Raw genomic sequence first — 13,086 nt, forward strand, 5'->3', positions numbered from 1 at the left:
CGCTCTCCTTACAGGCCGGAAGGTGCCCTTTTGAGGTCTTCCGTGAGGGGTTGGACGGCTCACAGCATGGCACGCAGTGCATTGATCAGTGAAATAGCTAGAGTGGGTCGTGTTGATCGAAGGTGGTTATCAGTGAATCCGGTCCGACGGGTGAAACAGCCCAGCCTGTCCCAGCTCAGAGCCTTCGCGGCGGTCGCGGAGCACCTGCACTTCCGCGACGCGGCGGCGGCCATAGGCATGAGCCAGCCCGCGCTCTCGGGCGCCGTCTCGGCACTCGAAGAGGCACTCGGTGTCCAGCTCCTCGAGCGTACGACGCGCAAGGTGCTGCTCTCGCCCGCGGGCGAGCGGCTCGCGGCGCGGACCCACGCGGTCCTCGACGCGGTGGCCGAGCTGATGGAGGAGGCCGAGGCGGCGCAGGCCCCGTTCACCGGCGTGCTCCGGCTCGGGGTGATCCCGACGGTCGCCCCGTACCTGCTGCCGACCGTGCTGCGCCTGGTCCACACCCGCTACCCGGAGCTCGACCTCCAGGTCCACGAGGAGCAGACCTCGTCCCTCCTCGAGGGTCTTGCCGCCGGGCGGCTCGACCTGCTGCTGCTCGCGGTGCCGCTCGGCGCCCCCGGCGTCACCGAACTCCCGCTGTTCGACGAGGACTTCGTCCTGGTCGCACCCGAGGGGCATCCGCTGGCCGGGCGCTCGGACATTCCGCGCGAGGCACTCAGGGAGCTCGACCTGCTGCTCCTGGACGAGGGGCACTGCCTGCGCGACCAGGCCCTCGACATCTGCCGCGAGGCAGGCCGTACGGAGGGAGCGCCGGTCACCACCACCGCGGCGGGGCTCTCGACGCTGGTCCAGCTGGTCGCGGGCGGCCTCGGGGTGACGCTGCTGCCGCGCACCGCGGTGAAGGTCGAGACCGCCCGTAACACCGCCCTGGAAACAGGGGACTTCGCCGGTCCGGCTCCCTCCCGCCGGATCGCGCTCGCGATGCGTACGGGAGCGGCCCGCCAGTCCGAGTTCGAGGAACTGGCGGGCGCGCTCCGCGACGCGATGAAGCGCCTTCCGGTACGGGCCGTCGCGACCTGACGCCGCTATTCGGTCCGCAACCCGTCGGCCCGCATCAGCCGCCACAGCAGCGGCAGGCTCAGCAGGGTCACCGCGGCGACGAGGGCCGTCGCGACGCCGGCCACCGGCAGGAAGACCCACCAGTCCTCGACCCGCTTGCCGATCATCCTGAGCAGCAGCACGCCGAGGCCGAGTCCGCCGGCCACCGCGAGGCCGAGGCCGAGGAGGATCGGCACGGCCGTCTGCCACAGCACCGACCAGCCGAGCGTGGTGCGCCGGGTGCCGAAGGCGACGAGCGAGGACAGCAGCCTCCTGCGGTCGCGCAGCTGCTCCAGGGTGGTGACCAGGAGCGAGGCCGCCACGAGCGTCATCGTCATCGTGGCGCCCACCAGGATCCCGGTGCGGACGCTCTCGAACTGGGCGTCGCGCTCCAGGTTCTGCAGGGTGCCGACCCGGGTCAGCGGGTCGAGGGCGGCGACCGCGTTGCGTACGTACTCGGGGGCGTCCGGTACCGCCGGGTCGATCCGGATCATGGCGCCCGCCTCCGGGGTGTCGAGCCGGGCCGCGTCGATGGCCGCCGGGGTGACGAGCAGCCCGAACGGGATCCGGCCCATGGGATCGAGGCGCGCGTCCACGGTGCGGGCCGACGCCGGGATCCGCCAGGTGGGCAGCGGCCCGGACGTGTGCGTGTCCGGATCGCGCAGGGCCACCTCGGTGCCGGGCCTCGCGGTCCGCTGGACCCAGTCGTCCTCCGGTCCCTGCCTGCCGTGCGCGAGGGCGATGAAGACGTCGCCGTCCGTGCAGGACGGCAGCTTGGCGAACTCCTTCAGGGAGGAGCAGTCGGCGACGGCGATCGAGGTGACCGGGATGAACTCCTCGCCCTTCCGCAGGGGACCGGGTCGCCACACGCTGGACTCGACCGTGCCGACCACCCCCGTGACGCCCTTGGTCTTCGCGAGCTCGTCGATCATCCGCCGGGCCTCGTCGCCGCCGGGCGCGCCGACCTTGGTCTCCATCTGGGCCCGGGCCGTGTCCATGTTGGTGACCTGCATGAAGTCGCTCTGCATCGCCTGGAACAGCATCTGCAGGGCGATGGCCCCGGTGGCCGCGACGACGATGCCGCTGACCGTGCGGGCGGCGGTGCCGCTGCTCAGCTGGAGCCTGCGGACGGCCAGCTGCCAGGCCACCGGACCGCCGCGCATCCGCCTCATCAGCGCCTCCACCAGCCAGGGCAGCAGCGTGGTGAGTCCGATCAGGGCGAGCGTGGTGCCGGCGGCGATCTGGACCGTGTCGATCGCGGTCTGATCGATCTGCACCTGGCCGACGATCGGCACCAGCAGCGCCGCTCCGGCCAGGAGGAGGACGAGGCGCCAGGCGAGCCGGCGCGGCCGCGGGGTCGCGGTGCGGACCACGCCGAGCGGCTCGATCGCGACTCCACGCAGGGCGAAGAGCGTGACCAGGACCGCGGCGGTGGGCACGGTGGCGACGATCAGGGCGGCGAGCCAGGGCAGCGGGGAGACGTCGGACGGGAAGGCGTTGACGTCCCAGATCTGCACGGTGCCGGCGAACTGCCGGGCGAGGGCGAAGAACCCGGCGCCGGCGGCGAGCCCGAGCAGCGCTCCCGCGAGCGCCTCGCCGGCCGCGATCCGCCGGGTCATCGAGGCGTCCGCGCCCACCAGCCGCAGCGCCGCGAGCCTCCGGTCGCGCTGCTCGCCGCCGAAGCGGACGGCGGTGGCGATGAACACGACCACCGGCAGCAGAAGGACCACACAGGCGATGACGACGAGGAGGAGCAGGAAGGCGTTCTTCTGTTCCTCGGGGACCGACCAGCCGTAGGTCTGGCCGCGGCCGTCGTAGTTGTCGGTGGTGAGGGTGTCGCTGCCGGCGAGGTAGCGCAGTTCGGCCGGGCCGATCAGCCCGGCGTCGCCGATGGTGCCGACGACCTTGTACGGGAGGCGTTCGCGCAGCAGCGCGCCGCCGGGGGAGTCGAGCAGTTCGCGCAGTGCGGGCGAGGCCAGCATCTCGCCCGGTCCGGGCATCGCGGCGGCACCCGGGGGCAGCGGCGGGTGCGTGCCCTCGGGCCGCAGCAGCATGCCGGTGACGGTGTCGCCCCGGAAGACCGTCTGGTTGCGCACGTACAGAAAGGTGTCCGGGCCGGGCTGGGCGATCTCGTGGCTCGCGTCGGGCTCCCGCGTGGACTCCCGGACCTCCCGCTGGAACAGCATGTTCGGCATGGCGGCGGCGGTCAGCAGCAGGGCGACGCCGAGGCCGATGCCGGTGGCCGTGAGGGTCGTCCGGATCCAGCCGCCGCGGCCGCCGGTGACGGCGAAGCGCGCGCCGAGGGCCAGGTCGCGCACCCAGGTCCGCAGGCTCATGCCACCCACTCCGTGTCGCGTACGGAGCCGTCGCGGACCACGATCTCGCGGTCGGAGTAGGCGGCCACCCGGGCCTCGTGGGTGACCAGGACGACGGCCGCGCCGGTGTCCCGGGAGGCGTCGGTGAGCAGCTGCATCACCCGCTCGCCGTTGAGCGAGTCGAGGGCGCCGGTCGGTTCGTCGGCGAAGATCACCCGCGGGGCGGTGACGAGCGCGCGGGCCACGGCGACCCGCTGGCCCTGGCCACCGGATATCTCACCCGGGCGCTTGGAGCCGATGTCTTCCACCTCCAGGCGCGTCAACCAGGTGCGCGCCCTTTCCTCGGCGCTCTTGCGCCGTTCGCCGTTCAAACGCAGCGGGAGGGCGACGTTCTCGACGCAGGTCAGCTCGGGCACGAGCTGGCCGAACTGGAAGACGAAACCGAAGTCGGCGCGGCGCAGGGCGCTGCGCTGTCCGTCGGTCATCGCGGTGAGGTCGCGGCCGTCGTAGTGGATGGAGCCGGCGTCGGGGCGGACGATGCCGGCGAGGCAGTGCAGCAGCGTGGACTTGCCGGAGCCGGAGGGGCCCATCACGGCGACGACCTCGCCGGCCCTGAGGGCGAAGTCGGCCCCCGCGAGGGCGGGGGTCGGTCCGTACGCCTTGTCGATCCCGCTCGCCTTGAGCAGCGGCCCGGTGGTCATCGGCGGATCTCCTCGGCGAGCCGGTCGAGGCGGGCGGCGGTCAGCTCGAGCCAGCGCAGGTCCGCCTCAAGGTGGAACAGGGCGTGGTCGCAGATGAGCTCGTCGGCCAGGTCGCCGTCCTTCTTGCGCCGGGTGAGCTCGCGCATCAGGCGCAGGTGCTCGGCGCGCTGGGTGTCCAGGAGATCGGCGGCGCCGCGGCCGGTGAGCAGGGCGAGGACGACCTTGGTGTAGAGCGTCGACTGGAGGTACGGCTCGGGCTTCTCGGGGGTGGCCAGCCACTGCTCGACATCGGTGATGCCGGCCTCGGTGATGGCGTACCGCTTGCGCTCGGGGCCGCCGCCGGCCTCTATGCCGTCGACCTCGACGAGGCCGTTCTTCAGGAGCCGGGACATGGTCGAGTAGACCTGCCCGTAGTGCAGCGGCCGGTCGTGGCCGAACCGCTCGTCGAAGGCGCGCTTGAGGTCGTAACCGTGGCGCGGGCCGGACTCCAGGAGTCCCAGCAGAGTGTGACCGATGGACATGGCGCCACTGTACATGCTGTGTATACGCGCGATGTATAGCCCTGGTGACGCCCCTCGTGCGAGCGGAATGTGACGCGGGTCGCACAACCATCGGCGTCTCTGACGCGTCGGTTCCCTCGGAGGTGGGTGCTGATTCTCACGTCCGGAAAAGACGGATGGATCGCCCTTTGTCTTGATGGGCGGTGTTAGCTTGCTGAGCTGATTCGACGACGAGCGGAGCGACGGAAGACATGGGCCGGACGGGCAAATCCCAGGCGAAGAAGGGCGGACGCATACGCCGCCTCTTCACCTGGAAGAAACTCCTGGGCACGTTCTTCGTGGGCTGCCTGCTCGTGATGGGCGCCTTCTACGCGATCTATCTGATGGTCCCGGTGCCGGCCGCCGCCAACGCCGACGCGACGCTGCAGAGCAACGTCTACAAGTACGCCAACGGCAAGGTCATGGCCCGCACGGGCAAGATCAACCGCGAGATCGTCGGCCTGGACAAGGTCCCCCAGGACGTCCAGCGGGCCTTCGTCGCCGCCGAGAACAAGACCTTCTACAAGGACAACGGCGTCGACATCAAGGGCACCCTCCGCGCCGCCTGGAACACCGTCAGCGGCAAGGGCAAGCAGGGCGGCTCGACGATCACCCAGCAGTACGTCAAGAACTACTACCTGAGCCAGGACCAGACGGCCACGCGCAAGCTCAAGGAAATGGTCATCGCGCTCAAGGTCGATCAGCGCATGGACAAGAGCGAGATCCTCGCCGGGTACATCAACACCAGCTACTACGGCCGCAACGCCTACGGCGTCCAGGCCGCCGCCCAGGCCTACTACGGCGTCGACGCCACCAAGCTCACCGTCGGCCAGGGCGCCTACCTCGCCTCCCTGCTCCAGGCCCCCAGCCAGTACGACTGGACCTCCGCGAGCGCCGAGGGCCGCAAGCTCGTCGAAGCGCGCTGGAACTACGTCCTCGACAACATGGTCGAGGAGAACTGGCTCGAACCCGCCCAGCGCGCCGGCCTGAAGTTCCCCGTCCCGCAGAAGCCCAAGGCCCCCAAGGGCATGAGCGGCCAGAGCGGCTACATCGTCGAGGCCGCCAACCAGGAGCTCATGCGCCAGGGCGTCAGCGAGGAGGACCTCAAGGCCGGCGGCTGGACGATCACCCTCAACATCGACGAGAAGAAGCAGAAGGCCCTGGTCAAGTCCGTCGACGAGCAGCTCGAGGAGAAGCTCGACCGCAAGGGCGACAAGAAGGACGCCACCGTCCAGGCCGGCGCCACCTCCGTCGACCCGAAGACCGGCGCGGTCGTCGCCCTCTACGGCGGCGTCGGCGCCACCGAGCACTGGACGAACAACGCCACCCGGCGCGACTACCAGCCCGCGTCGACCTTCAAGCCGCTCGTGCTCGCCTCCGCGCTCGACAACGGCGCCGAGACCCAGGACGGCCGCAAGATCGGCCTCGGCACGGTCTACGACGGCACCAGCAAGCGCCCGGTCGTCGGCAGTCCCATCGACTTCGCCCCGGAGAACGAGGACGACCAGAGCTACGGCCCGGTCAGCGTCCAGAAGGCCACCAACAGCTCGATCAACTCGGTCTACGCCCAGATGATCGTGGACGTCACGCCCGCCAAGGCCAAGCAGACCGCCCTCGCCCTCGGCATGAAGGACGGCCAGGACTTCGGCACGACCCCGGCGATGTCGCTCGGCGTCATGGGCGCCTCCACCCTCGACATGGCCGGCGCCTACGCCACCCTCGACAACCACGGCGTCAAGGTCACCCCGACCATCGTCAAGTCCGCCGAGCACAAGGACCGCAAGGCCGAGCCGGTGAAGTCGATCGGCGAGCAGGTCATCACCCGCAAGGCCGCCGACACCACCACCAAGGCGATGCAGGGCGTCGTCCAGAGCGGCTCCGGCTTCCGGGCCGCGGGCGACTACGAGGCGGCCGGCAAGACCGGCACCTCCGAGAACAACCGCTCTGCCTGGTTCGTCGGCTACACCCCCGAACTGGTCACCGCCGTCGGCCTCTTCGGCGAGGACACCAAGGGCAACCAGGTCACCCTCACCGACACGATCAACCCGGGCCGCGCCAACGGTGGCCGCACCCCGGCGCAGATCTGGGGCGCCTACACCGAGCGGGCCCTCGGCGGCGGCTCCGACGCCACGTTCGACCTGGAGACCGACGGCACCTCCGGCGGCGACGCCACGATGCCGACGCCGACCCAGAGCAGCGGGTCGCCCACGCCGACCGCGACGGCCACGGACCGCTCCACCACTCCGCCGCAGCCGCCGACCTCCACGGCCACCCCGCCGACCCAGCCGCCCACGTCCACCGCGACGACCCCGACGGAGCCGACCCCGACGAAGCCGACCGAGCCGGCCACCGAGCCGCCCCCGGACGGCAACGACAACGCCGCCGACAGTGGCCGAACCCGCCCGTGACACACGCCGAAGGCCGGGCCCCCGTGAGGGAGCCCGGCCTTCGCCGTGCGCCGACGCCGTACGGGGCTCAGCGCGTGGCCAGTTCGAACCAGACCACCTTGCCGCCCGACAACCGGGTCGCCCCCCACCGCCGGGCCAGCCGGTTCACCAGGAACAGGCCGCGGCCGCCCTCGTCGGTGTCCCGCGCCCGCCGCTGCCGGGGCAACTGCGGCGAGTCGTCGCCGACCTCGCAGCGCAGCACGTCCGTACGGAGCAGCCGCAGCGTCACCGGCCGCTCCGCGTACCGCACCGCGTTGGTCACGACCTCGCTGATCAGCAGCTCCACCGAGTCCGAGAGCTCCTCCAGGTCCCAGCGCGCGAGCGCCCGCCGGGCGAGCCGCCGGGCCCGGCCGGGGGCCGCGTCCTCCGGCTCAAGGAACCAGTACGCCACGTCGCTCGGCGCGATCCCGTCGAAGCGGGCCGCGAGCAGCGCGATGTCGTCGTCCCGGTCGCCAGGGCCCAGCATGTCGAGCACGTCGTCGCACAGCGCCTCCAGCGGAGGCGAGTGGTCGGGACCGGTGAGCTGGGCGGTCGCCGCCAGCCGCTCCCGCAGCTGCTCGATCCCGGTCCACACGTCGCGCAGCCTCGACTCCACCAGACCGTCCGTGTAGAGCAGCAGCGTGGCCCCGGCCGGCGCGTCGAGCTCCACCGCCTCGAAGTCCACCCCGCCCACGCCGATGGGCGCGCCCGGCGGCACCCGCAGGACCTCGGCCCGGCCGCCCAGGTGCAGCAGTATCGGCGGCGGGTGGCCCGCGTTGGCGATGGTGATCCGGTGCGAGACCGGGTCGTACACCGCGTACATGCAGGTCGCCATGCGGTTCTCGCCGAGCCGCTGGGCCTGCTCGTCCAGGTGGTGCAGCACCTCCTGAGGCGGCAGGTCGAGACCGGCCAGGGTCTGCGCGGTGGTGCGCAGCTGGCCCATGATCGCCGCCGAGGTCATGGAGTGGCCCATGACGTCGCCGACGACCAGGGCGACCCGGCTGCCGGGCAGCGGGATCGCGTCGTACCAGTCGCCGCCGACCCGGGCCGTCTCGGCCGCGGGAAGGTAGCGGGAGGCGAGCCGCACACCGGTCGGCTGCGGCAGCGAGTCCGGCAGCATCGTGCGCTGCAACTCGTCCGCGATGTAGGCCTCGCGCCCGTACAGCACGGCCTTGTCGATGCCGAGCGCCGTGTGCGTCGCCAACTGGGCCGCGACGAGCAGGTCGTTGGGCTCGAAGCCGGCCCGCTCGGGGCGGCGCAGGAAGACGGCCGCGCCGATGACCCGGCGCCGGCCGCGCAGCGGCGCGAGTATCGCCCGCTGCCCGGCGGGCAGCGGGTGGTCGCCGCCGAGCAGCTCCGGCAGGGCGGCCCGGGCGGCGGCGGAGTCGCCGGGCACCGGCCGTACCCCGCGCAGCACTTCGGCGAGCGCGCTGCCGGAGCGGACCTCGCACAGCTCGGCCGCCGGGGTCGGATCGGGGTCGGGGACGAGGACCAGCTCCTCGCCCTCCAGGTCCGTTAACCGCAGCCGGTCGGTGCGGCGGAGCCGCAGCACGAAAGGCTCCGCGGGACGCTCGTCGCCCACCGGCAGCGGGTCGCGCAGATAGACCAGGATCGCGTCGGAGAAGGTCGGCACGGTCGCCCGGCACAGACCGAGGACGATCTCGTCGAGGTCGAGACCGCGCGCGATCCGCCGGGTCGCGGCGCCCACGAACCGCAGCCGGTCGCCCTCGCGCCGCGCCGCGGCGGCGTCCGGGCCGGTCCCGCCGCCGCTGCCGCCACCGGGCGGCGGCACCGCGACGGCAGCCGCGGTCGCGCCCGCCGCCGTCTCCTGGCGGGGGCGAGTGCGTTCCTGCGGCCGGGCAGCCATCGCCTTACGGCCTTCGTGGGAGGTGGGATGCTCCGTCACGCCTGGGATTCCGTCCGTCCGGGCCGGTGGTGCGCTGCACTCGCTCTTCTCGCCGATGCCGCGCCTTCGGCAGGGCTAAACCCCCCGCGCGCGGTGGATGTGAACGCTCCCCGAGCAGGGGCGGCGAAGGGGGTGCGGACACCCGGGCGCACGTCCGGCACTGCTCTCCCCCTCATGAGGACATCATCGATGACTTGCGGTCAGTTCCTGTGCCGTGCTCGGTCTTTGACGTGCCGTTCGTTCGGTCGCGTGTGATCAGCTCCTTGCGGAGGACGATCCTACGTTTGCACCCCGGGGGCGCATCAAGGGTCTCACGGCGCCGTGTGCGCCGGGGTGCGATCCCAGTCGGCGGGCAGCGCGGGCACGGGCCAGGCCGGGTCGGGCCGCCAGTCCTCCCAGCCGTCCGAGAAGGGCGCTCCCCAGGAGCGGATCACCTCGACGGCCGCCTGCCCCGCCGCCCGTACCCGGTCCGCCTGCGCGCCGTCCATCAGGCCGGCCCGCTGCGCCTGGGCGAACTCGTCCTCGTCCCGCCACAGCCAGCTGTGGTCCGGGTAGACGGAGATGTCCAGGAAGTGGTCCTCGGAGTCGATGCCGCCGGCCCAGCGGGTCCGGGGCTCCTCCAGGTTCACGTACCAGCTGCGGAAGCGCCAGCCCCGCTCCCAGAACAGCCACACCGACCACGGGTCGCCGGGCGCGGCCAGCTTGAGCACCCCGGTGCCGAACCAGCGCGACCGGGCCGTGGTGCGCGCCGCCGTGTACCGGGTGGCCAGCGGCTCCTCGTGTACGGGCGTGCCGTCGGCGAGCACCGGCCGGACGCACTCGGTGCCGGGCGCCATCCAGACCGCGAGCAGCTCCGGGGTGTCCTGGACCACGGTCACCGGCCGGCAGATGTGCACGTCGCCGGTGCCGTTGTCGCGGTAGCGCCAGAGGATGTGATCCCCCGGCGCCCAGTGCTGGGGGCGGCCGGATCCTGTCATGCGCAGATCTTAGGGGCGCGCCCCCGGCGTCGCTGCGGCGAAGGTCACGGAAGAGCCGGTGACCGAAAAGGTTGCGTCACGGATGAGTCATCCGCAGGACGTCGAGCGCCTCGTCGAGCTGTTCGAGGGTGAGGTCGCCGCGCTCGACGTATCCGGACTCCAGGACCACCTCGCGGATGGTCTTCCGCTCGGCCAGCGACCTCTTGGCGACCTTGGCGGCCTCCTCGTAGCCGATGTACTTGTTGAGCGGCGTGACCACGGACGGCGAGGACTCCGCGTACTCGCGGGCCCGCTCCACGTTGGCGGTGATTCCGTCGACCGTGCGGTCGGCCAGCAGGCGGGAGGCGGCTGCGAGCAGCCGGACCGACTCCAGGAGGTTCTTGGCGATCACCGGGAGCATCACGTTGAGCTCGAAGTTCCCGGCCGCGCCCGCCACCGCGACCGTGGTGTCGTTTCCGGTCACCTGCGCGGCGACCATCAGGACCGCCTCGGGAATGACCGGGTTCACCTTGCCCGGCATGATCGACGAGCCCGGCTGGAGGTCGGGGAGGTTGATCTCGGCGAGGCCGGTGCGGGGGCCGCTGGCCATCCAGCGCAGATCGTTGGCGATCTTCGTGAGCGATACGGCGATGGTCCTGAGCTGGCCTGACGTCTCCACCAGACCGTCCCGGGCGCCCTGGGCCTCGAAGTGGTCGCGGGCCTCGGTGAGGGGAAGACCGGTGGCCCGGGCGACCGCGGCGATGACGGCGGCCGAGAAGCCGGGCGGGGTGTTGATGCCGGTGCCCACCGCCGTGCCGCCGAGGGGGAGTTCGGCGAGCCGGGGCAGCGCGGAGCGCAGCCTCTCGACCCCGTACCTGACCTGCGCCGCGTAGCCGCCGAACTCCTGGCCGAGGGTGACCGGGGTGGCGTCCATCAGATGCGTACGGCCGGACTTCACCACGCTCGCGAATTCGGCTGATTTCCGCTCCAGGGAGGCGGCCAGATGATCGAGCGCGGGGATCAGGTCGTGGGTCACGGCGGCGGTGGCCGCGATGTGGATGGAGGAGGGGAAGACGTCGTTGGAGGACTGCGAGGCGTTCACATGGTCGTTGGGGTGGACCGCGCGGTCCTCCGGGAGCCGCTCGCTCGCGAGGGTGGCCAGGACCTCGTTGGTGTTCATGTTGGACGAGGTGCCGGAGCCGGTCTGGAAGACGTCCACCGGGAACTGGTCGTCCCAGCGGCCCTCCGCGACCTCGTCGGCGGCCGCGGCGATCGCCTGCGCCCGGTCCTTGTCGATCACCCCGAGCTCGCCGTTGACCTCGGCGGCGGCGGCCTTGATCCGGGCCAGGGCCTCGATGTGGGCGCGCTCCAGGCGCTGGCCGCTCACGGGGAAGTTCTCCACCGCCCGCTGGGTCTGGGCCCGCCACTTGGCGTGCGCGGGGACCCGCACCTCGCCCATGGAGTCGTGCTCGATCCGGTACTCGTCTGCGTCGCTCATGTTCTCCAACCTCCGTCAAAAGTTGAGCACTTGTCTTGTTCGATGTATTCCCAATGCGCTTACCGGCCAGTAAAAACCGTGGGTAACCCCACCTCCAGGAGGCGCAATGACGCGCACCAGGCACAGATTCCGCTGGCCGATCGCGGCCCTCGCCGCCGCCGCGGCGGCCCTCGGCAGCATGACGGCCGCCACCCCCGCCGGCGCGGCCGACACGAGCACCACGGCCGGAATCACCTCCGTCCCGCTCTCGCCGGAGCTGGAGGCGATCCGGGCCGCGGAGGCCACCAAGATCTACGGAAGCCCGGAGGAACGGCCCCTCGCCCAGCGCAAGACGGGGCTCATCTCCCTCGGCGACAGCGAGATCTCCGGCGAGGGCGTCGGCAGCTACGAGTCGCCCACCAACGGCCCGACCAACTGGTGCCACCGCTCGCCCGACGCCGCCATCCACCGCACCGGAATCCCCGCGGACCTCACGTTCAACGTGTCCTGCTCCGGCGCGTACACCGGGAACATCCGCATCGGCGGCTCGAAGCAGTACGCCGACGAGCTCGTCCAGAGCGACAACCTGGCTGTCAAGGCGCGCAACACCCGCATCAAGATGGTCGTCCTGGTCGCCGGCGCCAACGACGACCTCCAGTTCGGCCCCGTCATGACCGACTGCGTCCAGCGCTACCTGCTCCTCCAGGGCGCCTGCGAGCCGAAGTACGCCCCCGGCTGGCAGTCCCGTGTCGACGCGCTCGTCCCCAAGGTCGAGCAGACGATCCGCGACCTCAAGACCGTCATGCGCGACGCCGGGTACGCCGACGGCGACTACAAGCTCGTCGTCATGGGCTACCCGAGCCCCATCGGCCCCGACTTCCACGACAACCCGAACTTCCCCGGCAAGCTCTCCTGCGGCGGCCTCGGCTACGACTCCGACACCAAGTGGGGCCGTAACACCGCCGTCCCCGCCTTCGAACGCGGCATGCGCAGGGCGGCCGCCGCCACCGGGGCGGTCTACCTCGACAACTCGCGGCTCTTCCACGGCCACGAGGTCTGCATGGAGGACACCTGGGCCCGCGGTCTCTACATCGACCTCTCCAAGCCCGGCACCCCGGACGAGAACTCCGTCCGCCAGTCCTTCCACCCCAACTACCGGGGCCACGGCGCCTTCGCGTCCTGCCTCACCCGGATCTACGACTCCGGGCTGCGCGAGGCCGGTTGCTCGGACGTCGCCTCCTCCGGCGCCCCGGCGCTCTTCCCGCTCGCCTGGGACGACGCCTACCGGCCGCTGAGGAACGCGGCCACCGGCAACTGCCTGGACGTCAACGCCTCCGAGTCCGCCAACGGCACCGCCGTCCTCGGCTGGGACTGCCACGGCGGCCGCAACCAGGGCTGGTGGTACGACTCCGCCCGCAGGACCGTCCACACCGAACTCACCCAGGACCGCTGCCTGGACGTCCCCGGCGCGAAGTACCAGGCCGGTACGGCGCTCGTCCTGTGGAACTGCCACGGCGGCGCCAACCAGGGCTTCGTCCGCGACGGCGACACCCTGCGCCCGGCCGCCGCGACCGGCCTGTGCCTGACCCAGGGCGCGGCGAAGGATCCGGTCCGGCTGCAGAGCTGCGACGGCTCGGCGAACCAGCGGTTCGTCTGACCGTCGGTGGC

General features: G+C 71.8%; 9 protein-coding genes. 3 read left to right on the forward strand and 6 right to left on the reverse strand.

What is annotated here, in order from left to right:
* The first annotated feature begins 150 nt into the window (after window positions 1-150).
* Window positions 151-1,080: a hydrogen peroxide-inducible genes activator gene (locus ACIGEZ_RS11990; RefSeq protein WP_399829208.1), complete on the forward strand. Its 930-nt coding sequence runs from the start codon at window positions 151-153 to the stop codon at window positions 1,078-1,080.
* A 5-nt stretch (window positions 1,081-1,085) separates the two neighbouring features.
* On the opposite strand, the gene ACIGEZ_RS11995 is transcribed toward ACIGEZ_RS11990, so the two are convergent.
* From ACIGEZ_RS11995 to ACIGEZ_RS12005, 3 genes are read right to left on the reverse strand one after another with little or no spacing between them, the layout of a single operon-like run.
* Window positions 1,086-3,434 (reverse strand): FtsX-like permease family protein, encoded by a 2,349-nt coding sequence (locus ACIGEZ_RS11995; protein ID WP_399829211.1) that lies wholly within the window; start codon window positions 3,432-3,434, stop codon window positions 1,086-1,088.
* A complete protein-coding gene (locus ACIGEZ_RS12000; protein WP_399829214.1) occupies window positions 3,431-4,114 on the reverse strand; it encodes an ABC transporter ATP-binding protein in 684 nt (227 codons plus the stop codon). The genes ACIGEZ_RS11995 and ACIGEZ_RS12000 overlap by 4 nt, the downstream gene beginning before the upstream one ends.
* Complete coding sequence (locus ACIGEZ_RS12005) at window positions 4,111-4,635, reverse strand: PadR family transcriptional regulator (protein WP_399829217.1); 525 nt, start codon at window positions 4,633-4,635, stop codon at window positions 4,111-4,113. Before ACIGEZ_RS12005 ends, ACIGEZ_RS12000 begins: the two co-directional genes overlap by 4 nt.
* A 230-nt stretch (window positions 4,636-4,865) precedes the next feature.
* On the opposite strand from ACIGEZ_RS12005, the gene ACIGEZ_RS12010 reads away from it, so the two are divergent.
* Window positions 4,866-7,061 carry a transglycosylase domain-containing protein gene (locus tag ACIGEZ_RS12010; protein WP_399829220.1) on the forward strand — a complete coding sequence of 732 codons (2,196 nt, stop codon included), beginning with the start codon at window positions 4,866-4,868 and terminating at the stop codon, window positions 7,059-7,061.
* 67 nt (window positions 7,062-7,128) lie between these two features.
* Here ACIGEZ_RS12010 and ACIGEZ_RS12015 read toward each other — a convergent pair whose 3' ends face one another.
* The 3 genes from ACIGEZ_RS12015 to ACIGEZ_RS12025 all read right to left on the reverse strand — a co-directional run bounded on the left by ACIGEZ_RS12015 (window position 7,129) and on the right by ACIGEZ_RS12025 (window position 11,439).
* Window positions 7,129-8,985, reverse strand: a complete 1,857-nt coding sequence (locus ACIGEZ_RS12015; RefSeq protein WP_399829224.1) for a SpoIIE family protein phosphatase — start codon at window positions 8,983-8,985, stop codon at window positions 7,129-7,131.
* Between the two features lie 311 nt (window positions 8,986-9,296).
* Window positions 9,297-9,962: a DUF402 domain-containing protein gene (locus ACIGEZ_RS12020; protein ID WP_399829227.1), complete on the reverse strand. Its 666-nt coding sequence runs from the start codon at window positions 9,960-9,962 to the stop codon at window positions 9,297-9,299.
* 76 nt (window positions 9,963-10,038) lie between these two features.
* Window positions 10,039-11,439: a class II fumarate hydratase gene (locus ACIGEZ_RS12025; protein ID WP_399829230.1), complete on the reverse strand. Its 1,401-nt coding sequence runs from the start codon at window positions 11,437-11,439 to the stop codon at window positions 10,039-10,041.
* A gap of 106 nt (window positions 11,440-11,545) precedes the next feature.
* Here ACIGEZ_RS12025 and ACIGEZ_RS12030 point away from each other — a divergent pair, with 106 nt between their 5' ends.
* Window positions 11,546-13,075: a ricin-type beta-trefoil lectin domain protein gene (locus ACIGEZ_RS12030; protein WP_399829233.1), complete on the forward strand. Its 1,530-nt coding sequence runs from the start codon at window positions 11,546-11,548 to the stop codon at window positions 13,073-13,075.
* Window positions 13,076-13,086: the final 11 nt, after the last annotated feature.

It is taken from the genome of Streptomyces sp. NPDC085481 (genome assembly GCF_044541845.1).
GTDB lineage: Bacteria > Actinomycetota > Actinomycetes > Streptomycetales > Streptomycetaceae > Streptomyces.

What these genes read in the sequence shown, in the direction of transcription:
- ACIGEZ_RS11995 (WP_399829211.1), bottom strand. Translation starts at nt 3,434, where the DNA reads ATGAGCCTGCGGACCTGGGTGCGCGACCTGGCCCTCGGCGCGCGCTTC.
- ACIGEZ_RS12000 (WP_399829214.1), bottom strand. Translation starts at nt 4,114, where the DNA reads ATGACCACCGGGCCGCTGCTCAAGGCGAGCGGGATCGACAAGGCGTAC.
- ACIGEZ_RS12005 (WP_399829217.1), bottom strand. Translation starts at nt 4,635, where the DNA reads ATGTCCATCGGTCACACTCTGCTGGGACTCCTGGAGTCCGGCCCGCGC.
- ACIGEZ_RS12010 (WP_399829220.1), top strand. Translation starts at nt 4,866, where the DNA reads ATGGGCCGGACGGGCAAATCCCAGGCGAAGAAGGGCGGACGCATACGC.
- ACIGEZ_RS12020 (WP_399829227.1), bottom strand. Translation starts at nt 9,962, where the DNA reads ATGACAGGATCCGGCCGCCCCCAGCACTGGGCGCCGGGGGATCACATC.
- ACIGEZ_RS12025 (WP_399829230.1), bottom strand. Translation starts at nt 11,439, where the DNA reads ATGAGCGACGCAGACGAGTACCGGATCGAGCACGACTCCATGGGCGAG.
- ACIGEZ_RS12030 (WP_399829233.1), top strand. Translation starts at nt 11,546, where the DNA reads ATGACGCGCACCAGGCACAGATTCCGCTGGCCGATCGCGGCCCTCGCC.